The sequence below is a fragment of the Paenibacillus sp. ACRRX genome (assembly GCF_022346885.1).
Taxonomy (GTDB): Bacteria; Bacillota; Bacilli; order Paenibacillales; family Paenibacillaceae; genus Paenibacillus_B.
This window is the reverse complement of sequence record NZ_JAKRNK010000003.1, coordinates 362,600-387,149: the sequence shown is the minus strand read 5'-3', so window position 1 is coordinate 387,149 and position 24,550 is coordinate 362,600. Positions and strand designations below refer to the sequence as shown.

Here is a 24,550-nt window from a genome sequence, read left to right as displayed (position 1 = left end):
TTGTATAATGCTGTCTATGTCGGCTAACTAGGCTTGATGAAAGCCTAGTTAGCCAATATCGCCGTAGGTGCTGGGTATTACACCCAACCGCGTGCTTGCATTGCTACGGTAACACGATGAAGGGAAATCATGTAAGCTGCCGTGCGAAGATTGGTTTCGTACTCTTTTGCCATTTTACGGACGGCATCGTACGATTTCACCATATTCACTTCTAGTTTCTCCAGCACTTCTTCTTCAGACCAGTAGTAGTTCATCAGGTTTTGTACCCATTCAAAGTATGACACGGTTACCCCGCCGGCATTTGCCAGAATGTCGGGAATAACGATACAGCCTTTAGCGTCCAGAATCTCATCTGCTTCAGGTGTTGTAGGACCGTTAGCTGCTTCGGCAATAATACGAGCTTTTACGTTTGCTGCATTTTCTTTAGTAATGACATTTTCCAGCGCAGCTGGTATCAAAATGTCTACTTCAAGCTCAAGCAGTTGCTCGTTGCTGATCAAATACTCAGTGCCGTAGTCTGCGAGCTTCGCCGTGTCTTTTAATTCCTCGACGCGGGTGATGTCCAGACCAGCTGGGTCATAGATACCGCCACGGGAATCACTTACAGCTACAATAGTTGCCCCGAGGTCGTTCAGCAATCGGGCTGCGATGCGGCCTGCGTTGCCGTAGCCTTGAACTGCTACTCTAGCCTTTTCCATTGGAAGCTCAATGTCCTTCAACGCGGATTGAATAGCGTATACACAGCCTTGTGCTGTAGCTTCGCCGCGTCCTTGAGAGCCACCGATAATAATCGGCTTACCTGTGATGACGCCCGGGGCGTTATGACCGCGTAGCTTGCTGTACGTATCCATCATCCATCCCATAATCTGCGGCGTCGTATACACGTCAGGTGCAGGAATGTCGCGTTCTGGTCCTACAATGTCAGCGATCGCTTCCATAAATGCACGGCTTAAGCGCTCCAATTCGCCGATACTCAATTCACGCGGATCGCAGATAACGCCGCCTTTACCACCGCCGTAAGGCAATCCAACTACTCCACACTTAAAGGTCATCCACATCGATAAGGCTTTAACCTCGTCAAGTGTAACACCCGGGTGGAAGCGGATTCCGCCTTTTGTTGGCCCGATAGCGTCGTTATGCTGGGAGCGGTAGCCATCAAAGATACGAACACTTCCATCATCCATCTTAACAGGGAAGCTGACCGACAATACGCGCTTAGGTTTCTTTAGCAGCTCAGTGACGTGTGTGGGAAGCTGCAATTTGGCGGCTGCTGTGTCGACTTGACGTTGCGCAATTAAGTAAGGATTTAACTCTTCTTGCTGAGTGGAATGACTCATAATTATTCACCTATCCTTTTTCTGTTAATCTCGCTTTTTAAAGTATTATAAAGGTTAGCATGTAAAGTTGAAATAAAAAATATATAGATCTAGTGAAAAATGTTTAAAAAAATATGGTTTCCCGAACATAAAAGCGCTTTTTCTGTTAAATTCTTCGTGTTTATACCATTATATATTTTATTTTGCATGGAAGTGAACCTAAAACGTGATCGGAGCCAATATCTCATGTAACACCTGAATGGAGGCCGGCTACATGAAGGAATTAAACATTACCCCGCTAATCATCCGGATGAGGGCTGGGGATACAGATGCTTTTCAACAGCTTTATCATGAGACAAAGGATTATACGTACCGCTTGATTTATTTCCTTGCTCCGAATAAGCAAGATACAGCAGACATGATGAGTGAGGTTTATTTGGAGTTGTTCCGAGCATGGGACAAATACGACCCAGAACAACCCTTCTATGCATGGATGAATGGCATTATTGTACGCCAAGTGCGGAGCTGGAACAGAGGGGTGTGGCGTAGGTTCCGTTTATTGGAACGGGTTAAGTCACACGGTGCCGAACTGCCGCCTACAGGGATGGACGATCATCTGTATGCACTGCATGCTCAAATGGAGGTGCTCCCTGTTGTCGAACTGCTTTCGCAGAAGTTAAAGGAAGTTATTGTGCTCCGGTATGTACACGACTATACCTTACAGGATATTGCGATGATATTAGATATACCTGTAGGTACCGTAAAGTCCCGCCATCACTTGGCATTAAAGCAATTGCGTCGTCATATGGACGAACGAAAGGCAGAAAGGGGAGAAACATCTTATGTCCATTGAGCAAAAGTTGAAGCAAGAATACAAGTCAGCATCCGAATCGCTGCATCTACCTTCCTCGTTGGAGACTCATATGACGGCCATAATTGCCGAGCAAGGCGCGAAATGGAGAGAGGGGAAACCTATGATCGTAAAACGTAAATTCACAGCACGAAAATGGATATACGCCGCGCTAATTGCGGCAGTATTATCAGGGTTTGGCTATGCTACCCAGAAATTACTGTTTCAATCCGACCATGGCTTCATTCAGACAGAGGTGTGGACGGATAGTGGTTTTAAGCTTGCACCGTCTTTGAAGACAGACATTCGCAGTACATTGGCTGACGTAAAAAACCAATTGCAAGAAGGGCAGTATGCTGCTGTCTACATGGCGGCGCTTGAGAAATCAGAGTATTCAGCTTTTAGGCAGCACCCTTTGCTCAGTGTATCCAAGCCTAGAACTGTGGAGCAACTAGAGCAATGGAGCGATAAGATCGCAAGTGCGGGTATTAGCAGTGCAGTTCCCGATCAACTAAACGGAGCATTCACTTTTGAATCAGGCAAGTCTGAGCCTGCCTTTGGGGGCATTGTTAGTTTGGAAGGACTTGAGATGTTAGGTGAGCTGCGTCAGGAGAGCAAGGACCAAGGAAAGGCATACACTTGGAGAACACAGCCTAAGGAGACAAACCCGCCGGTCGATATTTACACGTCCACTTATAAGAGCGCGGATGGGAATCGCCTGTTTGTGCAGTATGATCATATTTTGGAAAAGGTCAAAATCAAGGCAATTTCGCCAGACACGATCGTGCATGATCGGATACAGAAAGATGGTATTGAGGCCGACTATGTGGAGAACAACGACTATTTATTTAGTGATACGGGATTGTATAAAGAGTTGTCATGGATGTCCAAGAGCTCTTCGTCTGTCATGATTCGTGTAATTACAGATTCACCAAATATTTCGAAAGAGCAACTTATCCAAGCAGCCCAAGCTGTGGAATGAGCGAAGGATATTGTATATCGTAACTAGGGACAATTATAGGCTATGAACGACAAGCAGCCTCTCTGCTGACATCAAGACCATGAGATGAAGTGGAGACCTGTTTGGTACGGGACATGATTTGGCTGCTACTTGGTTAAAGTAACGGTGACATCGCTTGTATGAAAGAAGGAGGCTTGAACATCATGGACAACACACACGACTTTGTACAAAAGGTGCACGAGAACCAGGAGAAGGCTCGAAAGAACCAGCAGCATCACGGTAAAGGGACCCCAGGTGATAAGCTGCCGGGTAAGCAGAAAAGCACCAATAAATAACGGGTCAAGATTACGACCTCAGAACCAATCGCTTAGCAAATAAGATAGTTTTCAGTATGTGTCACAGATCAACGGAGCCGTCTACTCGATGAATTAGCGAGGGGCGGCTTTTTTTATTTCCGTTATTGATGTTTAAGCAAGTGCTACAGCTATTATTGGGGTATTCAAGTTCGGTAAATTAAGGGAAACATACAATGATTTGAAAAAATGAAGGTCCATTCTTACCAAGAATCAACAATATTGTGGCAAAAAAGTGATCGATAACATAAAATCCTGTGTTTTTATTGACTTATACCCTTAGTACGTTATAATCGTAACAGTTACAGTAAATGAGAATCAATCTCAATGATAAGGGGCAAATGATCTCAGTCAACTTACCTTCGGTAATGACATTATTACAGCGAATGAGTTAACGACGTTACAGTGAAAAGGATAACCATGAGAAAAATATATCTTGTGATTGCACTCATTGTCTTATCAATGATTTCTCTGTTTATAGGAGTTAAAGAACTATCTCCGCTTGATTTGTTTAATCTGACAGAGGATAAGACGCAAACTTTATATATTAGCCGCGTTCCGCGACTAATGAGCATCATCATTGCAGGGATGAGCATGAGTATTGTCGGACTTATGATGCAGCAGTTAAGCCGCAATCGCTTCGTATCGCCTACGACGGCAGGAACGATGGATTCTGCCAAGTTCGGGGTATTGGTCGCCCTAATGATCTTTCCGACGGCCACGCCACTTGTGAAGATGTCCATAGCCTTTCTGTTTGCATTGTTAGGTACATACATCTTTATGAAAATACTGGACCGCGTGAAATTTAAAGATGCCATCTTTATTCCGCTTGTCGGTCTTATGTTCGGCAGTATCGTTAGCTCCATTACGACGTTTTTTGCCTATAAGCATGACCTGATTCAGAATATATCATCTTGGATGCACGGAGACTTCTCGATGACGATCCAAGGACAGTATGAGCTGATCTACTTAAGTATTCCGGCGCTGGTTATCGCTTATTTATTTGCTAATCGGTTTACAGTAGCAGGGATGGGGGAAGAATTCTCGCACAACCTGGGTTTGAATTACAAACAAGTGGTGAACCTCGGCCTTGTCATCGTTGCATTGGTCTCGGCTGTCGTGCTGCTGACGGTAGGTACGATTCCGTTTCTGGGGCTTATTATTCCGAATATTGTTACCCTTTACCAAGGCGATAACCTTAAGAAAAACCTGCCTCATACGGCACTGCTTGGTGCGGTATTTGTCCTGAGCTGTGACATTATAGGCCGACTCATCATCTACCCGTACGAGATCTCAATCGGACTGACGGTTGGTGTTATAGGCAGTATCATCTTTATTTACTTACTTATGAGAAGAAAGGCTTACCAGTGATGAGAGGGAAACTATGGACGCTAGCAGCATTGGCATTGACCTTGATCATCATATTTATGGTTATTAAGGCTAACGGAAACTGGGATTACATCCTTCCACGCAGGGGCAAAAAAATATTGGCCATCGTTATAACGGGAGGCGCGATTGCTTTCTCAACGATGATATTCCAAACGATAACCAACAACCGTATCCTTACACCGAGCATCCTCGGCCTAGATTCCCTTTATATGCTCATTCAGACGACTGTTGTCTTTGTATTTGGCTCAACAAGTATGACGATGTTGGATCGGAATCTGAACTTTGGCATATCCGTGGGGCTGATGATGCTGTTTGCGAGTGTGTTTTACAAGGTGTTGTTCCGTAGAGAAGGCCAGAATATTTACTTTTTGCTATTGTTAGGCCTAATATTTGGTACTTTGTTTTCAAGCATGTCGTCGTTTATGGAAATTCTCATTGATCCGAACGAGTTTCAGATTGTTCAGGATCGTATGTTTGCCAGCTTTAATAACATTAACACCGATCTACTTATCCTTTCGATAGCAGTGTTGGCTGGTGTCTCACTCTATTTTATGAAATTCATGAAGTACTTGGATGTGTTATCACTAGGCAGAGAAGAGGCCATAAATCTTGGTGTAAATTACGACCATGTAGTTAAACGTCTGCTCATTATCGTGGCTATTTTAATCTCGATTGCGACCGCACTGGTTGGGCCCATCACATTCCTCGGACTGCTGGTGGCTAATATCGCGCATCAACTCTTTAAAACCTATCGTCACAGTGTTCTGATTACAGGCTCAGTGCTCATCAGCATTGTGGCCTTGATAGGCGGGCAATTAATTGTAGAACGAGTATTTACATTCCAGACAACGATTAGCGTCATTATTAACTTTGTCGGGGGCGTGTACTTCATATATCTTCTGTTGAAGGAGAACAAAACGTGGTAGAAGTAAAGCTAGTCTCCAAACAGTATAGTGGCAAGCCGGTTGTAGATAACGTATCGGTGAAAATTGCAAAAGGCAAAATTACGTCTTTCATTGGGCCGAACGGCGCGGGAAAGAGTACGTTGCTGTCTATGGTAAGCCGATTGCTCTCCAAAGATTCTGGTGAAATTATTTTGGATGGCAAGGAGATCAGCCAATGCAAGAGTGCTGAGCTCGCCAAGCAGATATCGATTCTTAAGCAGTCTAACCACATTACAGTGCGCTTATCAATTCGTGATTTAGTCAGCTTTGGGCGGTTTCCTTATTCACAAGGCAAATTGACACAGCAGGATTGGGTCTTCGTTGACGAGGCGATTCAGTATATGGAGCTGGAGGACATACAGCATAAGTTTCTGGATCAACTAAGCGGTGGCCAACGTCAGCGAGCTTACATCGCGATGGTGCTTGCCCAGAATACGGAATACATTTTGCTGGATGAACCCTTAAACAATTTGGACATGAAGCATTCTGTGCAGATTATGAAGGTGCTGCGCAGGTTAGTAGATGAGCTGGGCAAGACGATTGTTATTGTTATTCATGATATCAACTTTGCTTCTTGTTACTCTGATTATATCGTAGCTCTAAAAGAGGGACGGATTGTCAAAGAAGGTCCAACAGCGGACATTATTGATTCTTCTGTACTTAAGGACGTATACGATATGGATATTCCGATTCAGGTGATTAATGGCAACAAAATTTGTGTTTATTTTAATTAGCACTTTCATGTGCTCTTCCTACTTGGTGTTACGTGTTAACTCACATATAAAATAATTTCATGAGGTGATAGAAGTGAAGAAAAAATGGTTGTTTATTATGATGACATTGGTCATCGCAGTGGTAGCTGCAGCATGCGGCGAAAAAAATACAGCTTCGAACGGTAGTTCGACAGAGCAAACAACAGGCTCTACGGCAACAACAACACCTGCTGCTGCTGAGCAGACGGAGCTAGAGATCAAACATAAGTTGGGGACAACTAAAGTAAAATTGAACCCACAAAAAGTAGTTGTATTCGACTTTGGTGCGTTAGATACATTAGACAAATTAGGTGTTCCAGTCGCGGGAGTTCCACGTGGTGGCAACGTTCCAGGGTACTTGGCGAAATACAATTCCAAGGAAATTGAAAATGTTGGTGGTTTAAAAGAGCCTGATTTTGAGAAAATTAATGATATGAAGCCAGATCTGATCTTAATTTCGGGTCGTCAATCTGACGCTTATAAAGAGCTGAGTGCAATTGCACCTACTGTATACGTTGGAGTGGACACAAAAAATTACATGGTATCTTTCAAGGAAAATGTGAAAATACTTAGTAAAATATTCGGTAAAGAAGCAGAAGCTGATAAAGAATTGGCAGCTATTGATGATTCCATCAAAGCATTAAATGAAAAAGCTACTGCTAGCGGTAAAAATGCACTTATTATTTTGGCGAATGAAGGAAAAATAAGTGCTTATGGTCCGAAGTCGCGCTTTGGTATTTTACATGATGTCTTTGGTATGACAGCTGTTGACCCTAAAATTGAAGTATCGACTCATGGACAAAGTGTGTCTTTTGAGTACATCGCAGAAAAAAATCCAGATTATTTATTTGTCGTAGATCGTGGTGCTGTAGTCAAAAGTGAAGCAGGTGCATCTTCTGTTAAAGATGTAGTGGAGAACGCATTGGTGAAGAACACGAAGGCGTCCAAGGAAGGCAATATCGTATATCTGAACCCTGAATTCTGGTACCTTTCTGGCGGTGGATTAGAATCTGTAGCCGAGATGGTAAAAGAAGTATCCAAAAGCTTAAAATAGTGTTATAATGTGTTTATCAGTTTGCCGCTTCTCGGCACTGTTCGAGAAGTGGCAGCACATTGATATAATAAATATTGCATTTTGCCTCTTTTTAAGGTATGATTAAGTCAATCCTACATTTTGAAACCTTCAATTGCGTATTGTAAAAGGTTCTCATGTTAGTGAACCTTTTACAATACGCAATTTTTATTTTCAAAATAAAAAGAGGTATATGTTTTAGCGTTGGAGGTGAAATAAATGCAAACAGGTACAGTTAAATGGTTTAACGCTGACAAAGGTTTCGGCTTCATCGAAGTTGAAGGTGGCGACGATGTATTCGTACATTTCTCCGCAATCACTGGTGACGGCTTCAAAACTTTGGACGAAGGCCAACGTGTCGAGTTCAACATCGTACAAGGTAACCGTGGACCGCAAGCGGAAAACGTTGTTAAATTGTAATTGATGGAAAACAGTCCTTAACTTCGGTTAAGGGCTGTTTTTTTGTGCGTTTGTAAGCCTATACTCCATAACTGGGTAGGCGAGGTTTAAGGTTTGACGAAGCGATCTGCAACGAGTACCCTTTATTTAGACCTTTTTTTTATCGCGAGCCGGAGTGCGAAGCTCCCCAGCTCCTATAGGGAGGTCAATTACTTAGATCCGGGGTGGAACTATTTGTAGTCGCAACGTTATCACTTTAGAATGCAAAGATATACCGCAAGCAGCCCATGTGCTGGCTGCACAATTTATGGAAGACCCGCTGTATACGTTTATGCTCCCTGATCCCAGTACGAGACAAGAAGTGCTTCGTATCTTTTTTCGTCATTACTTAGAGATGTTGTCCCCTTATTCTGATATTTATGCAAGTTCAGCACAATGGGAAGCGGTGGCGCTTGTATTCCGCTCTGAGCAATTCGGCAGTTCCATACTGTCTCAGTTGAATTATCGGAGAAGAATTGCAACTGCTATCATAAAGTCTCTTCCTGCTTGCCGATATATTGGATTTAAAGGTTTCATCAGAGGCGTATCCATTTTACACAGTATGAGCTCAGCTTGGCTTCATATGCTTGGGGACAGACCCTACGCTCATTTAGACATGTTGGTTGTGCAGCAGGCTTATCGAGGCTCAGGCCAAGTGAGTAAGATGATGGAGCCGCTGCTAGCTGAGTGTGATGCCAAAGACTGGGCATGTACACTAGAAACACAGAATCCAAATAACGTTCCTCTGTATGGTAGATATGGCTTCACATTGGTCGAGACGATTCGTTTGCCCGATAGTGACCTAGAACAATATTGTATGGTTTATAATCGCAACAATTGATTACAAACCGACTGAATATAATAGATTGAGAGATTGTAAACAAGAGCCGTTGAGCTGATCAGCATGATGCTGGTTAACGCAGCGGCTTTTCTATGTGCCTTTTTCGCATATCGGATGAGCTGTCACGTGTAACGTGAAGTAACGAATGCTTCTTTTATTGGTGATATATATTTGATGACGATTGTTTGATTACGTCATGGTTTATCTGTATTCTGACCAGACTCGGAGGGGAAACTAAGCTAATCTAAAAGCGGATAGGGTCAATTCTAAAAGCAGCCGTTACATCTTCTGGATGGAAGGTGCAACGGCTCCGTGTACTTGTATTATGAACCAATCTTAGTACGTTCTGTCTTTGTCATCCCTTTCAAAACGAGCTCGTAGGAATGATCAATCATGGCTTGTACCTCTTCATCTGTGAGATTGCCGTCTAATGCAACTGTGTTCCAATGCTTCTTATTGAGATGATAGCCTGGCGTTATCTCAGGGTATTGCTCACGCAATGAATCTGCTTTAAAAGGATCACACTTCAAGCTTACACTAGGGTTACCATCGGTGGGGAAGAGGGCGTACATTTTGGTTCCCGCCTTCATCACATGGACATCTGGGCCAAATGGATTGGTTTGGCTAGTCCCACGCTTAGTCATACAATATTCTATCCATTTGTTCATCTTTGGCCTCTACCTTCTTCCTCATCTAACTTTGATGGCCCTAGCATAGCGAATTTGTGAGTGCAAATCAATTTTAGATTTATTTTACGGGCTTCTTTTGCCGTGCTTCAGGCAGCGCGGGCGGCTGCTGTAAGCTGCTGATGAGATGGCGAATGGCCATGATAGGATGGCGGTATACCATGCGTGGACCGGCATAACGCATGACTTGTTTTATGTGCTCTCGCATGTCGGGTTTGTAGCAGTGAATAGGACATTTTCCACAGGTAGGCTTGTTTTCTCCGAATTGGCAGTGACTCAGCCGCTTATAGGCATATCTAGTAAGCTCTGCACATGAATCGCATAGTCCTGTTTCCAGATTCCTATCGATAGTCTCATGCTGGTGATGCGCGCAGCAATAGATGCGTATCATATAAGTGAGCGTCGCTTTTTCTTTAGATATATTGGATATTCCCATCCGCATTACTCCTCTGCTAAGGTAACTATATACATATCAGGATAAATTCCATTAATACAAATTATATAAGGTTAACTCGAATAAGAAGGTGAGCAAGTTAACAGAGACGGAGGAATGGGAATGAATCGTACGGATCGTTTGATGGCTATCGTACTTGAGCTCAGACAAAGACGTGTGTGTCGAGCCGAAGATCTTGCGGCATTGTATGAAGTTGGAGTACGTACGATATACAGAGACATGCAGGCTTTGTCTGAAATGGGAGTACCAATTGCTTCGATCCCTGGCATCGGGTATTCCCTGATGGAAGGATATTTTCTGCCGCCGGTGCTGCTGCATCCAGAGGAGGCCTTATTGCTGCTGACGGGTGTCGAGCATATTGGCGGCAGGCTGGATGAGTCATGGACTGCTTATGCGCAGGGTGCCCGCGCCAAGATGAAGGAGCTGCTAAATGAAGCTGGTCTTCACCGAATGCGGGATATCGAAGGGCAAATACGCTTTCTGCCCGAAGATTATGGGGTGACGCCGCTGCATCGGAACAAGACAAATCCACTGCTCCATAAGATGCAGCAGGCAGTGAAACAGCAGCGCGTGTTATCTATTCGATATGAAGCCCCTGTTGGCATAAGCGGCTCAGTTGAGACGGAGCGTACGATTCACCCATACGGCATCGTGCATACAGGAGCCGTATGGGTTGTAATTGCGTACTGCAGCTTACGCCTGTCTATTCGCCATTTTCGCTTGGATCGAATTCAAGAGCTGCTGGAGATGGAAGAGCACTTTGAGCGCCCAGCCCAATTCTCGCTGTCTGAATATATGCCCACTGACGACCGTACTGATCGTGGCTATCACGTTACAGTTTCTTTTCCAATAAGTTTGTCACAGCGTGTGAAGGAGTCGCGTTATTTTTATATCGAATCTGTGGAAGAGCGGGAGCATGAGCTGATCGTCAAACTTACAGCCCGTAAAGAGCAGGATGTGCTTTCCTGGCTACTAAGCTGGGGTGCTCAGGCGACTGTAATGGAGCCTGCATCGTTGGCACAAGCCATTAAAGCGGAAGCAGAACGCATGGTACGACTTTATTCTTCCGATGCAACTTATTACTGACATAAGGGTGTCAGGAGCACTTCGATATACTGGGTTAACAAGTGCCGGTTGGTAGTTATGAGTGGTGACTGTTTGAACTAGTGGGAACTTGCCATCATTCACCAGAAGGCGGACTCAAGATAAGAAGGGGCGAAGAATATGTTGAAAGTGGATGTAAATGAAAGATTAAGCCAAACGGTGATGGAGATTAGACAATTATTAGGCCAATACGAGCTTGAGCTTGGTCGTTATTCGGCTGAGCAATTAACAGCGGTGCCAATAGTAGGCAGTTGGTCGATCGGACAAGTCTATAATCATCTTATAGATGCTACGCTCCGCTTGCATCTGCGTGCCATTGATCAATGCGCAGCCGCTGAGGAAACAACGGGGGGGGCTAAGACGGAAGGAGGCGAAGTGATTTATCGAGCCGGTGCCTTTCCACCCATTAAGATCAAGGTGCCTGATTCAGCGGGCTATACACCGCTTCAGCCAACGGATCGGCAGCAGCTGATTGACGGACTGCATCAAGTCTCCTTCGAACTGGATGCGGCTCAGCGTACTGCTGCTGGCAGTGATCCGCAATCGAAAGTAGAGCATCCTGGACTTGGATGGCTGAATGCTGAGGAATGGCTGCAACTGGTCAAAATGCATTTTAACCATCATTTACGGCAGAAAGCAGAGTTGGATGCGGCCCTAGGCATGTCTGCGATCTAGGTCAGGTCTCGTGTCGCAGCCAATCGTTAAAAAATAACCTTCAACCCTACTTTTGAAATAGTGGGATTGAAGGTTATTTTCATATTTATTAAGGTTTATGCTGCTGTTAGATAGCGTTGCGCCGCATCCACCGCTTAGCTGCGGGCTGCGGTTGTATTGCCGTCTGCTGCGCCATGCGAAGGATCGCTTCCGCGCTATCTGCGTGCATGCGACCGCGCTCCGTAAGTGCGCGATCACCCATCCGCTGCAGCTTCTCAGGATTGGCTGCTAAGTATGCGAGCTGACGCACCAGATCGTCGGTACCTTTTGCACGACAAGCCAGGCCGTTGCGAACTAAGTAACGGATATTATCACGTTCTTGCCCTGGCAGCGGCTTGTAAACGAGCAGCGGCAGCTGCTGTGCGATTGCTTCAGCGGTCGTAACGCCGCCCGACTTGGTAATGATAAGATCGGACATCGCCATATATTCATGTACGGGCTTCACGTATCCTTCTATGCGCAGATGAAGCGGTGAGGAACTGGCCCACTGCTGCAGCTGGCGGCGGAGCTTGTCGTTGTTGCCGCACACAATAATAAATTGCAGGTGTTCTGCCCATTGTTCATGCTCCAATGCCTCAAGCATGGACAAGTCTAGCAGCCCGCAGCCTCCGCCCATCAGCAGCACGGTCATCTTGTCAGGCTGCAGCAAATAGTTGGCTCGCAATGCTTGTTTATCGTATTGTTCATAAAATTCAGGTCGCACCGGTATGCCCGTTACTTCGATGTAAGCGGGGTTGATGCCTTGTCGAATAAGCTTTGTCCGTGCTGCCTCAGAGCCTACCATATACAAATCTGTATAGGGGTGAAGCCAGAAGCTGTGATCTGTATGATCTGTAATCACGGTAACTGCCGGACACTGCACGATGCCGCGCTCCTTCAGCTTGGATACAGCTGCACTTGCGGCAGGAAAGGTGCTGACAATAACATCGGGAGTCAGTTCCCGAATCAGCTTGGTCAATGGCCGTAGGCTTGTAAGGCGGACGCTTTTTACGAATTGAGCAACTCCACGATCTTTGCGAGTCATTTCGAACATATATCCATACATGCTTGGAAAGTGTTTTAACCATTGAACGAAGCAATAAGAGCCGACTCCATGCAGATGGGGAGCGGTCTGCTCCAAGTAGTCTACGACATGAACGTTTACGTCGTCGCCGAATCGTTGTGCTACCATATCTCGTATCGCGTTTGCGGTCTGGATATGACCGTGCCCCAGCGAACCAGTCAACACCAATATATTCGTTTGTTTACGCACTGTCGAAGCCTCCATTCCATATGACATGTAATCTCCATCTCCCTTTTAATCGTCCGAATATGATGCTGCTATAAACGGTGTTTGTGATACTACTATTTTATCTTCCTAAGCAGCCAATCAAAACAGACCGCAGGTTAGTTCTTATCCTAGACCTTCGTCGGGCATAATCTGGAAGTTGTCCTGATATAAGGTATTTAAATGGTTTAATTAAGGATAGCGTGTCTCTTCTGCTTATCGCGGCTGGCCTTTACAATGAGGAGGTTGAAATGCTTTGCTGAACTTACTCTTGTAGAATACTCGGTAAGTTCAGTAATATATTCCTAAAACGATTGTATTAACTTTATGAGGTATGGAATTTATGATATCAGCAATACATAAGCATCGCCGCCGTTCCCTAGGTGTTATTTGTTTCTTGCTCATCATCGTTATTTTACTTTTTGGGCTGCCGCTGCTTGGAACTGGTGCTAAGCCTTGTGCGGTATCGGAGCAAGGGATTATGGATTTAGGCAAGTGTGAATTGAATGAGATAGGCACGGTAGAACTTGATGGGCTGTGGGAATATACGCCTAACCAACTTCTGTGGCCAGAATCAAAGGTATCGAATCCTGTTTATGTACAGATCCCGCACCAATGGCAAGCCAATGGCAGGAGCCTATTTCAAGAGGACGTTGTCAATTATGCCACCTATCGTATTACGCTCAAGCTCCCTAGCGGCTATCAGAATTATGGGATAAGGGTGTCTAATGTGAAAACCGCAAGCAGGCTGTATGTAGACGGTAAATTACTCGGGTCTAGAGGGCAGATAGGGACGAGTAGAGAGAAGTCGATTCCGAATAACCGTCCTTACACTGTATATTTTTCACCGCATAAAGAGGAAGTGGAACTGGTACTGCAAGCTTCTAACTTTCATTTTTATGCGAATACAGGTATCTCCGAGCGAATATTTTTAGGAACCGCTGAAAGTATCCAGACCATGGAGAAACATAATGGTTTTATGGATGTTACTCTCATTTCCTGTTTGCTGTTTATGGGGATCTATTTCCTAGGGGAAAACTTTTATCGTCGTGATCAAGGATCAATAGCCTTTTTCCCGCTGTTCTGTTTCTCAGGGGCGTTGTACTTTGCATGCCACGGCGAGAAATTGATATTGGAGTTTGTTGCGGGCATTTCATATGAATGGGTAACAAAGTTGCAGGTTATATCCAGTACAGGGGTAGGGTACTTTTTCCTGGCCCATACGTATATTCAACTAAAAGTTTATTCTTCAGTTAAGCTTGTGAAACTTTCAGGTATTGTGTCTATACTCATCGTGAGTTTTGTTCTATTTACACCGATGAGTATCTATACAAAGTTTATGCTTTATTTTATCATTCTGCAAATTGTTGGGCTGTTGTATATTATTTTTATTTCGTGGCGGGCATTACTCTATCGTATGACGGGTTCTGCTTATATTTTCGTAAGTGTTATGTCCGCAATTCAAGTAATTGGACTAATGGTATCTAGAACGGGATGGATTGGCCCGGTTTCTTCTGTACTGCCTTTGGGCATTCCCATTTTTATGTTGGCGCAGGGGCTGTTTTTTTCTAGTCGATTCACGAGTGCTTATCATCAGATTAAGCAGCTGTCTGAGCAGCTTATGGCTAAAATGAAGGGACAGGAGCAATTCCTTGTTCGAACCTCACATGAACTTAAGACACCGTTAAACGCCATCATTAATATAAGTGAGTCTATGCTGGAAGGAGCTGGCGGTAAGCTGAATGCTTCTCAAAGAGCCGATATGCGTCTTGTTAACGGTACAGCAAGGGGCCTCAGTTACTTGGTCAAGGATATCTTAGATAGTGAACAAATAAAGAATCGTCGTATTCGCCTGCATCCACGTTCATTAGATGTGTACGATATCGTAGCTTTTGTAATAGATGTGTTCCAGCGCCTGAACCGTAATAGTGAAGTGGATGTTCGGAATGAAGTGAAGGCCGGGATACATTACGTTGTGGGTGATGAGAACAGGGTTACACAGATTTTATATAATTTATTGGATAACGCGCTCAAGCATACGGAAGCAGGTCATATAACAGTATCCTGTGTCTCTAATGAGGGATGGGAACAGATTACGGTTGCTGACACAGGGGCAGGCATTGAAGCACAGTACTTGGATCGTATCTTTATGGATTATCAGCAAATCGACAGCTCTTCGTTAACAGATACATCAGGTATTGGGATTGGGCTGCCGATCACGAAGCAGCTAGTAGAAATGCAAGGAGGTCGAATGGAAGTTCAGTCCAAGATCGGCGAAGGCAGTAACTTCATCTTTACGCTGCCGGCGGTTAAATTAGAGGGGCAGCCGACAGCTGAAAGAGAGGAGATTATCGGGTTATCCGAGCAGCCCGAAGCAGCTGGTGGTGCAAGCCATAAATCAGGCGGCTCACGGGAGGCAAGGGATATTTCCAACAAGGATGTACTGGGCGAGCAGTGTTTAGCATCTGCTGATATAGATTTTCGTTATATTGAAGAGTTGGACGTTGGCCCGGAAGAACGTGCCGTATTATCCCCTACTGGTCAGGAACAAGGTCGCATTCTTTTGGTAGATGATAATTATGCAAGCTTAAAGGCGCTTGCTAATCTACTAGAGCTTGAGGGATATACTTGTGAGCTTGCACGCAGTGGCAAGACGGCCTTATCGTTACTGGAACATGGCAATCGATTTAACCTGTGTATTATGGATGTTATGATGCCGACGATGTCAGGTTTTGATTTGTGCCGTGTAATCCGGCAGATGTATAGTCCGCTGGATCTACCTGTATTAATGGCGACCGCGGGCTCAAATGTACATCTGAATCAAATCGGGTTTGAGGCAGGAGCCAACGATTTTATTCATAAGCCATATGATTGGACGGATCTAAAAGGCAGGGTCAAGACGTTAGTGCAGCTAAAGGAAACGGTGCTGCAGCTTGTGCATTCGGAGAGAGATATGCTGCGAGCGCAGATTAAACCTCATTTTCTGTTTAACTCCATTAACACAATATTATGGATGAGTAAGCGCGATTCTGATGAAACGAGGAAATTGCTGCATGCACTCAGTGATTTTTTACGAGGCAGCTTTGACTTTGATAACCAAGAGATTGAAGTGCCTTTTGCGGATGAACTGCGTATCATTGAAGCCTATTTATCCCTCGAGCGAGCACGTTTTGGCTCACGTCTCAAGGTGGAGTACAATTTGGAGGAGAGGAACTTCGCCGTTCCTCCACTGCTGCTGCAGCCTATTGTGGAGAATGCTGTCCGCCACGGTATCATGGAGAAGGTGGAAGGCGGAACCATAGTAATTACTTCGCGCAGAGTAGAGATGTGGATCGAGCTATCGGTGTCCGATGATGGAGTGGGCATGGATATAGATCGTATCGATTTGGATAAGAAGGTCCATGGAGCATTCTTATTTGGAGACAAGCGTGGGGGAATTGGACTTTCTAACATAAACCGCAGAATACGCAGCTTGTATGGTACTTCCTTGAGCATTGCTGACCGTGAAGGCGGTGGCACGGTGGTAACCATGCGAATACGAGCAGGAGATGATGATCATGACTTATCAAATAGTCGTCGTTGACGACGAACTTCCGGCTCTGGGAGAGATGGAAGACCTGTTAAAAGAAGAGGTATTGGCAGGAGAGGTTGTCCTGTTCTCTCATGCGGAACACGCGCTGGAGTGGGTATTGCGTCATGAACCGGATATCGTCTTACTGGATATTCAGATGCCAGGAATAAATGGACTTGCTTTTGCGGAGCGTTTGCTAGATGCCAAGTCGATGATCGAGGTCGTGTTTGTTACGGCTTATAATCAGTACGCGCTGCAAGCGTTTGAGTTAAGTGCTGTTGACTATATTCTAAAGCCGGTCAAACCAGAGCGCCTGAGTCGTACACTGCAGCGAATCCATAGCAGACGTCTAGGACAAATGAGGCCAGATCATCATAAGCTTAATCCGAATGTGGCTGACGCCCATATTACAATGGACATAGAGAATCAGCAAGCCAAAGCCATCCCTTCCATATTCAGTCTCGGCCGTTTAAAAATAGAAGCTCCATCTGGTTTGCTCAAATGGCGGACTGTAAAAGTAGAAGAACTATTTGCGTATTTGCTGTTAAAGGGCTCAGCCAGTCTTGATCAGATTATTAATGATATATTCCCGAATTCGGATCCTAATAAGGCTAAAGCTTATGTACACACTTGTGTATATCAAATTCGACGTGCCGTTGTGGAAGTATCGTTGCAAACGTATATACATGTGACTTACACTGACCGAATGTACAAGCTTATACTGTCTGATATTTGGCATGATAGGGAACTGTTTATGAATGAAAAAATTGAATCCTCCGATATCAAGGCGCTGGAAGAAATGTCATCTCTCTACCGCGGTGATTGGTGTGAAGGATTGGACGGAATGTGGATGACGACGCATCGGGAGGAGATTAGAGACCGATATTTGTGGCTTTTAGAGGACATGGTTGATCTCAATCAAAAGCAGGGCGAGTATCGGAAGGCGCTGGCCAGCATCCGCAAGCTCATGAAGCTTGATCCTTGGAACGAGCACTACGCCTCGCTGATGACGGAATTGTACGTGGAGAATGGCGAGAAGACAAGAGCCAAGCACTTTGTTCAAGAGTACCAAGACCAATATGAACGAGAGCTAGGCGAGTCGTTGTCTGAGGGCTGGTATCAGCGTATACATACAATATTTGAAGATGAAGTAGCTAGTACGCAGGAATAAGGTAAGCAACCTACATGCCTGCCTATGGCAGGGCTGCAATAAGTAAAGCTGTTCGTGACGTTCACGGACAGCTTTATTATTTAATAACAGCTGCAAATGGCAGAGGGAGTCGATGATGAGTCGCTTGCAGAAGCGTGGACCACTGCTTGGGTAAGATCAGCATGGGGAGATGGTCGAGCGAATCCAATCTGTATACATAAATGTAGAAAAATCATCCTTATTAAACACGGCGGAGCCGCTACCAGCGCAGGGTGAGTGTTATATTTCATTATATTTTCAAGTACATAATTGAAAATTTGTTGTCGATAACAATGTGTTTATCACTGAATTGCTCGCTGAGGATATCAACCCTCGTGCGGGTTAGTTGCAATTTACTAATTTGCTATGCCTTTTCACCATGAAATCGCTTATGTTTTTAACAAACCTGTGACGCTTGAGAAAAAGTTCTCAAATTCATCATGAAGAGGGCTTTGACGTGTGATTTATGTCACAACCGGAGCGTGACTTTTTTGACAGAATAATGATGGGTAAGGGCAATGGTGCCTGGAACCAAGCATAATTAGTATGTTCAGCAGGCAAGATTTCGTTAAGATGCAAGGCTGCTGACGGATTTTTGTCGCTTAAGACATAGTTTAACAACAGAGCTTATGAAAAAGAAATGCTGGAGGGGTAAACGAATGGATATGGTCATGCTGTCTCGGATCCAGTTCGCATCGACGACGATCTTTCACTTCTTCTTCGTCCCGGTGTCGATCGGTCTTGCGCTCATCATTGCGATGATGCAGACGATGTACGTCGTTAAAGGCGATGAGCAGTACAAGAAGATGGCAAAGTTCTGGGGTAAGTTGTTCCTCATTAACTTTGCAGTAGGTGTCGTTACGGGGATTATTCAAGAATTCCAGTTCGGTATGAACTGGTCCAACTATTCAAGATTCGTCGGGGACGTGTTTGGAGCGCCGCTTGCGATTGAAGCGCTGGCTGCCTTCTTCATGGAGTCTACATTTATCGGACTATGGATCTTTGGTTGGGATCGTTTGTCGAAAAAGGTACACTTGGTATGTATTTGGCTTGTAGCCATTGGTACGACACTATCGGCTTTCTGGATTTTGGCTGCCAACTCCTTTATGCAGCGTCCAGTTGGTTTCGAGATTACGAATGGCCGAGCGGAGATGAACGATTTCTTGGCTCTAATTACGAATGGCCAATTGTTAGTTGAGTTCCCGCACACGGTATTTGGTGCCTTTGCAACAGGGGCGTTCCTGATTACCGGTATTAGTGCCTATAAAATGTTAAAGAAGCAGGATACAGAATTTTTCAAGCAATCCTTTAAAATCGGCATTATTGTCGCTCTTGTTTCTTCCTTCTTGGTAGCGATCTTTGGTCACCAGCAAGCACAATATTTGGTGCATACACAACCGATGAAGATGGCTGCTGCGGAAGGCTTGTGGACGACAAGTGACGATCCTGCGCCGTGGACGGTGTTTGCTGCTATTAACACAGATAAGCAGTCAAACAAGTTTGAATTCAAAGTGCCTTACGCACTCAGCTTCCTATCCTACAGTAAGTTCTCAGGTGAAGTAATCGGGATGAAGGAATTGCAAGCAGAATACGAGCAAAAGTATGGTCCTGGGGATTACATTCCTCCTGTAAAAACGACGTTCTGGAGCTTCCGCATTATGGTGCTCGCGGGTACGCTTATGATTCTATTAGGCATGTACGGGGTATACATGATGGCACGCAAGAAGCTGGATAAGCTGAAGCCATGGTATCTGAATGCTATGTTGTTCGGGATTTCCTTGCCGTTTATCGGCAACACTTCCGGCTGGGTTATGACGGAGTTCGGGCGTCAACCATGGACAGTATTTGGTCTGATGAAGACGGAAGACAGTATCTCGCCAAGCGTGTCGGCAGGTCAAGTCTTGTTCTCGATGATTACATTTACGACAGTATATAGCATTTTAGGTATTATAGCAGTTTACTTATTTGTGAAAGTGATTAAGAAGGGGCCTAACGAGCCTGACACTTCACATACGATAGCGGCTAATGATCCATTTGCAAGGGAGGGACGGCAATAATGGAACTGAGTGAACTGTGGTTTGTTCTAGTCGGAGTATTGTTTGTCGGTTTCTTCTTCTTGGAAGGGTTCGACTTTGGTGTAGGTATGTCGACCGCTTTCCTCGCCAAGACTGATGGGGAACGTCGGGTGCTGATCAACTCGATTGGCCCATTCTGGGATGCTAATGAAGTATGGTTAATAACGGCTGGCGGTGCAATGTTTGCTGCATTCCCACACTGGTATGCTACCTTATTCAGTGGTTTCTATACACCGCTCGTCGTCGTTCTGCTTGCGCTCATCGGACGTGGTGTTGCGTTTGAGTTCCGCGGCAAAGGTGAAACGGAAACATGGAAGAAAACATGGGATATCGTCATTTTATTTGGCAGTATGCTTCCTCCATTCCTGTTCGGCGTTGTGTTTGCGAACTTGCTGCAGGGCTTGCCAATTGACAAGAACATGGAGATGAACGCAGGTCTGTTTGATGTCGTGAATGCTTATACCGTCGTTGGTGGTGTGACGGTAACGGTACTGTGTTTGGTGCATGGCCTCTTGTTTGCCACTTTGCGTACCATGGGTACCTTGCAGGAACGCGCTCGTAAACAAGCGAAGATGCTGCTTGTACCGCTGGCTGTATTGTTCGTTGCATTTGCCATTATGACATACACGATGACGGATATTTTTGAAGCACGTGGAACTATCCTGACCATCATGGCAGTGCTCGGTGTGATCGCATTTGTATTATCTGGCTACTACATGAGCAAAAAGAAAGACGGCTGGGCATTTGCCATGACAGGCACCGTTATTGCACTGGCTATATCAGGCGTATTTGTAGGCATGTTCCCAAATGTCATGATCAGCTCGATCGACAGCGCGTTTAATTTGACCGTGTATAATGCTGCTTCCGGAGCCTACTCACTTAAAGTGATGACGATTGTAGCACTGAGCTTGCTGCCTTTCGTCCTCGGTTATCAAATTTGGAGCTACTTCGTGTTTCATAAACGGGTACATGAGAAGGAGCACTTGGAATACTAATGGGTAAAAAGACACTCGGATTCAAAGGAATAAGACCGGTAATGATCGCGATTGCGGCCCTGACTTTGATTCAAAGTGTGTCCATCATATTTATGGCTATAGGGCTGGCGGAGTCGATCTCCGCCCTCTTTGGCGGATCATCGCTGCAGGAACAGTCGGGCACTATTGCCGTGTTCCTGTTTGCTTTTATTATCCGGCATGTGACGGCCCTTGTGTCGCAGAAGTTGGCCTACCGTTATGCGGAACGCACGGGGCGCGACCTGCGCAAGGAGCTGATGGATAAGCTGTTCCAATTTGGTCCGCGGCTTGCGAAGACAGAAGGAACAGGTAATCTGGTTACACTTGTGCTGGATGGTGTCGCGCAGTTCCGAACTTATCTGGAATTGTTTATTCCCCGTATGCTGGGCACGGCGATCACGCCGGTTCTAATATGGGTGTATATACTCTGGCTCGATCGAGTGGCAGCGCTGATTCTGGCGGTAACGATGCCAATTTTGATCGTGTTTATGATTCTGATGGGGTTGGCCGCGAAGAAGCAGATGGACCGTCAGTGGGAATCGTACCGGGTGCTGTCCAACCACTTTGTGGATTCACTTCGTGGGCTGGAGACGCTCAAGATGCTTGGACTGAGCCGCTCGCACAGCAGCTCCATTGAAGGCGTCAGCGACAAATATCGAACGGCAACCATGAAGACCTTGCGTGTTGCATTCCTGTCCTCGTTTGCGCTTGACTTCTTTACGATGCTATCGGTAGCATCGGTAGCGGTGAGCCTTGGACTGCGCCTAATCAATGGCACAATGGAACTAGAGCCTGCGTTGTTGGTGCTGATCCTTGCACCGGAATATTTCCTTCCAGTGCGGATGGTGGGTGCAGATTACCACGCCACCTTAAAGGGGAAGGAAGCTGGAAAAGCGATTCAGACGCTGATTGAGGCCGCCTCGACAGAAGCGATGACAGCAGCACTCCCGGCTGGACTGACTTGGTCAGCGGACAGCGTACTGAAGCTGTCCCAATTGGGGGTTCAGCACGAGGAAGATGGACCACACTCGTTGCAGGATGTGACATTAGAGCTGCGCGGCTGCAAGAAGGTCGGCATTATAGGTACAAGTGGCGCGGGCAAGTCAACTTTAATTGATGTGCTGGGCGGCTTCTTGCGTCCAACTGCAGGCGAGCTGGAAGTGGACGGCATAAAAGTAGAGGCGTTAAGCGACGAGGCCTGGCGTACCGCGGTAACCTATATTCCGCAGCATCCGTATATTTTCAGCAGCTCGCTTGCAGATAATGTACGCTTCTATCATCCGGAAGCAACGGATGAGGCGGTTAGCCGAGCACTGACAGCGGCAGGTCTGGCTGAACTTGTGAAAGGACTGCCGCAAGGCGAAGCGGAATTAATCGGCAACGGTGGCCGCCGTCTAAGTGGGGGACAGGAGCAGCGTGTTGCGCTGGCCCGTGCCTTCCTGAGCGATCGTCCGATCATGCTGCTTGATGAGCCGACGGCTCATCTGGACATCGAGACCGAGTATGAATTAAAAGAAACGATGCTGCCACTTTTTGAAGGGAAGCTTGTACTGCTTGCCACACATCGGATGCATTGGATGCCGGATATGGACGTTATTGTTGTTATGGATCAGGGAAGTATCGCTGAAGTGGGATCTCATCAAGAGCTACTTAACCGCAAAGGGAAGTATTATGAACTGATGAAAGCTGAAGGGGAGGAATTAGGATGAAACGGGAGCAATGGTTTAAGCCCTATTTTCAGGCTTATTACGGCCGTTTCACGCTTATTGTCTTCCTTGGTGTGTTAACGGCTTTTAGTGCGGCTGCTCTGATGTTTACATCAGGCTACCTGATTTCGAAGTCTGCGCTCCGGCCAGAGAATATATTAATGGTCTATGTGCCGACCGTTCTGGTACGCACATTCGGAATCAGTCGAGCTGTCATTCATTACGTGGAACGGCTCGTCGGGCATGACGCCATATTGCGTGTGCTGTCCCATATGAGAGTGAGGCTGTACCGTATTTTGGAGCCGCAGGCTCTGTTCTTGCGCTCGCGTTATCGGACAGGGGATGTACTTGGCGTGCTCGCCGATGATATTGAATATTTACAAAATGTATACATGCGCACCGTGTTCCCAAGCATTGTCGCGTTGGTCATGTATGCAGTCGTAATTGGTGCACTAGGCTGGTTCGATGCAAGCTTTGCAGCCATTATGGCACTTTACATTTTTGTATTGGTATGCATTCTGCCATATGCCTCGCTTCTGCTGACTAAAGCCAAAAATCGTCAACTAAAGCGGGACCGAAACGGGTTATACCAAAAACTAACGGATGCGGTACTTGGACTGGGTGATTGGGTCATTAGCGGACGTGCTCCCCAGTTTGTCCATTCCTACGAGCAAGATGAAGCAAAGGTAGCGGATATTGAACGCTCGCTCAGTAATTGGTCCAAATGGCGTACGCTTGCAGCCCAAGGCGTTGTTGGTGCGATCATCGTATCGATCATTTATTGGGCAGGACAGCAGTATGCGGATCGACAAATTGATGTGACGCTGATCGCTGCTTTTGTACTGGTGGTGGTGCCGCTAATGGACTCCTTTTTACCGGTGTCGGAGGCTATCGAGAAAATTCCGCAGTATCGTGAATCAGTAGAACGGCTCTTGAATATGGGATCGGCGGCGGAAGCTGGCGGTGCAGAAGAGCAAGCACGAGCAGCACAAGCAGAAGCCGCGCTGGAGAAGCTTGCTGCTTCAGGCAGCCAGGTTACCTTAGGGATACACAATGTTCGTCATCGTTACAGTTCAGATGATCCGTGGAGTGTGAATGGCGTAACCCTTGAACTGGAGCCAGGCAAGAAGGTTGCCATTATCGGGCGAAGCGGTGCGGGCAAATCAACATTAATCAAGTTGATCCAAGGTGCGTTAACACCTACGGAAGGTCAGGTCACGATTAATGGTGTCCCTGCCTCTGAATTTGGCGACCAAATACCCAAGGTTATATCGGTCTTAAACCAAAGCCCGCATTTGTTCGATACGACAGTAGGGAATAATATCCGGCTTGGCAGGTTAGAGGCTTCTGATGAAGAGATCAAGCACGCTGCTCATCAGGTAAAACTGGGATCGATGATTGATTCATTGCCAGCTGGCTATGACACGCTGATGCATGAGACAGGGCAACGCTTCTCGGGCGGCGAACGGCAACGGGTAGCGTTAGCGCGTATTTTGCTGCAGAATACACCGGTTGTTATTCTGGACGAACCGACGGTAGGACTTGATCCTCAAACGGAGCGGGAACTGCTGCACACCATTTTCCAGACGATGGAGGAGAAGACACTGATCTGGATTACGCATCACCTTGTTGGGGTGGAGAAGATGGATGAGGTCATCTTTGTGGAAAATGGGGAAGTGGAGATGCGTGGTACTCATGCAGAACTGATGGCACGGGAACCACGATATCGCAAGTTGTACCAATTGGATAGACCTTTGCTTACAGGAGAATAGCGCTGGATGTATGAGTCCGTATATCTATACTAACTATGCTTAACAACATTTGAACACAGGTTACGCTCGAATGAGCGGCCTGT

General features: G+C 45.9%; 22 protein-coding genes. 18 read left to right on the top strand and 4 right to left on the bottom strand.

Features of this window, described 5'->3' with window-relative positions:
- Window positions 1-77: 77 nt before the first annotated feature.
- Window positions 78-1,337, bottom strand: a complete 1,260-nt coding sequence (locus MH117_RS12370; protein ID WP_239329015.1) for a Glu/Leu/Phe/Val family dehydrogenase — start codon at window positions 1,335-1,337, stop codon at window positions 78-80.
- Window positions 1,338-1,590: 253 nt separating this feature from the next.
- Here MH117_RS12370 and MH117_RS12365 point away from each other — a divergent pair, with 253 nt between their 5' ends.
- The 9 genes from MH117_RS12365 (at window position 1,591) to MH117_RS12325 (ending at window position 8,916) form a co-directional block, all read left to right on the top strand.
- Window positions 1,591-2,169, top strand: a complete 579-nt coding sequence (locus MH117_RS12365) for a sigma-70 family RNA polymerase sigma factor (RefSeq protein ID WP_239329014.1) — start codon at window positions 1,591-1,593, stop codon at window positions 2,167-2,169.
- The gene (locus tag MH117_RS12360) at window positions 2,159-3,148 is read left to right on the top strand and encodes a hypothetical protein (protein ID WP_239329013.1); all 990 of its coding nucleotides are present in this window, start codon (window positions 2,159-2,161) and stop codon (window positions 3,146-3,148) included. Before MH117_RS12365 ends, MH117_RS12360 begins: the two co-directional genes overlap by 11 nt.
- A gap of 182 nt (window positions 3,149-3,330) precedes the next feature.
- A complete protein-coding gene (locus tag MH117_RS12355; protein WP_239329012.1) occupies window positions 3,331-3,462 on the top strand; it encodes a DUF4023 domain-containing protein in 132 nt (43 codons plus the stop codon).
- 438 nt (window positions 3,463-3,900) lie between these two features.
- Window positions 3,901-4,851 carry an ABC transporter permease gene (locus tag MH117_RS12350; protein ID WP_239329011.1) on the top strand — a complete coding sequence of 317 codons (951 nt, stop codon included), beginning with the start codon at window positions 3,901-3,903 and terminating at the stop codon, window positions 4,849-4,851.
- Window positions 4,851-5,795 (top strand): iron chelate uptake ABC transporter family permease subunit, encoded by a 945-nt coding sequence (locus MH117_RS12345; protein WP_239329010.1) that lies wholly within the window; start codon window positions 4,851-4,853, stop codon window positions 5,793-5,795. Before MH117_RS12350 ends, MH117_RS12345 begins: the two co-directional genes overlap by 1 nt.
- Window positions 5,789-6,547, top strand: coding sequence for an iron ABC transporter ATP-binding protein (locus MH117_RS12340; RefSeq protein ID WP_239329009.1), 759 nt, complete (start codon window positions 5,789-5,791; stop codon window positions 6,545-6,547). The genes MH117_RS12345 and MH117_RS12340 overlap by 7 nt, the downstream gene beginning before the upstream one ends.
- Window positions 6,548-6,644: 97 nt before the next feature.
- Window positions 6,645-7,619: a siderophore ABC transporter substrate-binding protein gene (locus MH117_RS12335; protein WP_239329218.1), complete on the top strand. Its 975-nt coding sequence runs from the start codon at window positions 6,645-6,647 to the stop codon at window positions 7,617-7,619.
- A 237-nt stretch (window positions 7,620-7,856) separates the two neighbouring features.
- Window positions 7,857-8,057, top strand: coding sequence for a cold-shock protein (locus MH117_RS12330; protein ID WP_028543770.1), 201 nt, complete (start codon window positions 7,857-7,859; stop codon window positions 8,055-8,057).
- Between the two features lie 268 nt (window positions 8,058-8,325).
- A complete protein-coding gene (locus MH117_RS12325) occupies window positions 8,326-8,916 on the top strand; it encodes a GNAT family N-acetyltransferase (RefSeq protein WP_239329007.1) in 591 nt (196 codons plus the stop codon).
- A 323-nt stretch (window positions 8,917-9,239) separates the two neighbouring features.
- Here the strand turns inward: MH117_RS12325 and MH117_RS12320 are convergent, their stop codons facing one another.
- Complete coding sequence (locus tag MH117_RS12320) at window positions 9,240-9,584, bottom strand: MmcQ/YjbR family DNA-binding protein (RefSeq protein WP_239329006.1); 345 nt, start codon at window positions 9,582-9,584, stop codon at window positions 9,240-9,242.
- Window positions 9,585-9,663: 79 nt separating this feature from the next.
- Window positions 9,664-10,038 carry a nitrous oxide-stimulated promoter family protein gene (locus tag MH117_RS12315; RefSeq protein ID WP_239329005.1) on the bottom strand — a complete coding sequence of 125 codons (375 nt, stop codon included), beginning with the start codon at window positions 10,036-10,038 and terminating at the stop codon, window positions 9,664-9,666.
- Between the two features lie 120 nt (window positions 10,039-10,158).
- Here MH117_RS12315 and MH117_RS12310 point away from each other — a divergent pair, with 120 nt between their 5' ends.
- Both MH117_RS12310 and MH117_RS12305 read left to right on the top strand, forming a co-directional pair.
- On the top strand, window positions 10,159-11,142 hold the full coding sequence (locus MH117_RS12310) for a helix-turn-helix transcriptional regulator (RefSeq protein WP_239329004.1): 984 nt from the start codon (window positions 10,159-10,161) through the stop codon (window positions 11,140-11,142).
- Between the two features lie 138 nt (window positions 11,143-11,280).
- Window positions 11,281-11,835 carry a DinB family protein gene (locus MH117_RS12305; protein ID WP_239329003.1) on the top strand — a complete coding sequence of 185 codons (555 nt, stop codon included), beginning with the start codon at window positions 11,281-11,283 and terminating at the stop codon, window positions 11,833-11,835.
- Between the two features lie 106 nt (window positions 11,836-11,941).
- On the opposite strand, the gene MH117_RS12300 is transcribed toward MH117_RS12305, so the two are convergent.
- Complete coding sequence (locus MH117_RS12300) at window positions 11,942-13,126, bottom strand: MGDG synthase family glycosyltransferase (protein WP_239329002.1); 1,185 nt, start codon at window positions 13,124-13,126, stop codon at window positions 11,942-11,944.
- A 358-nt stretch (window positions 13,127-13,484) separates the two neighbouring features.
- Here MH117_RS12300 and MH117_RS12295 point away from each other — a divergent pair, with 358 nt between their 5' ends.
- The 7 genes from MH117_RS12295 (at window position 13,485) to cydC (ending at window position 24,467) form a co-directional block, all read left to right on the top strand.
- Window positions 13,485-16,724 carry a hybrid sensor histidine kinase/response regulator gene (locus MH117_RS12295; protein ID WP_239329001.1) on the top strand — a complete coding sequence of 1,080 codons (3,240 nt, stop codon included), beginning with the start codon at window positions 13,485-13,487 and terminating at the stop codon, window positions 16,722-16,724.
- On the top strand, window positions 16,699-17,883 hold the full coding sequence (locus MH117_RS12290) for a response regulator (protein ID WP_239329000.1): 1,185 nt from the start codon (window positions 16,699-16,701) through the stop codon (window positions 17,881-17,883). The genes MH117_RS12295 and MH117_RS12290 overlap by 26 nt, the downstream gene beginning before the upstream one ends.
- 96 nt (window positions 17,884-17,979) lie before the next feature.
- Window positions 17,980-18,138 carry a hypothetical protein gene (locus MH117_RS12285; protein WP_239328998.1) on the top strand — a complete coding sequence of 53 codons (159 nt, stop codon included), beginning with the start codon at window positions 17,980-17,982 and terminating at the stop codon, window positions 18,136-18,138.
- 422 nt (window positions 18,139-18,560) lie between these two features.
- Window positions 18,561-19,958, top strand: coding sequence for a cytochrome ubiquinol oxidase subunit I (locus MH117_RS12280; protein ID WP_239328997.1), 1,398 nt, complete (start codon window positions 18,561-18,563; stop codon window positions 19,956-19,958).
- Window positions 19,955-20,971, top strand: coding sequence for a cytochrome d ubiquinol oxidase subunit II (cydB, locus tag MH117_RS12275; protein WP_239329217.1), 1,017 nt, complete (start codon window positions 19,955-19,957; stop codon window positions 20,969-20,971). Before MH117_RS12280 ends, cydB begins: the two co-directional genes overlap by 4 nt.
- Window positions 20,971-22,698 carry a thiol reductant ABC exporter subunit CydD gene (gene cydD / locus MH117_RS12270; protein ID WP_239328996.1) on the top strand — a complete coding sequence of 576 codons (1,728 nt, stop codon included), beginning with the start codon at window positions 20,971-20,973 and terminating at the stop codon, window positions 22,696-22,698. The genes cydB and cydD overlap by 1 nt, the downstream gene beginning before the upstream one ends.
- A complete protein-coding gene (cydC, locus tag MH117_RS12265) occupies window positions 22,695-24,467 on the top strand; it encodes a thiol reductant ABC exporter subunit CydC (RefSeq protein ID WP_239328995.1) in 1,773 nt (590 codons plus the stop codon). Before cydD ends, cydC begins: the two co-directional genes overlap by 4 nt.
- The last annotated feature ends 83 nt before the right edge of the window (window positions 24,468-24,550 follow it).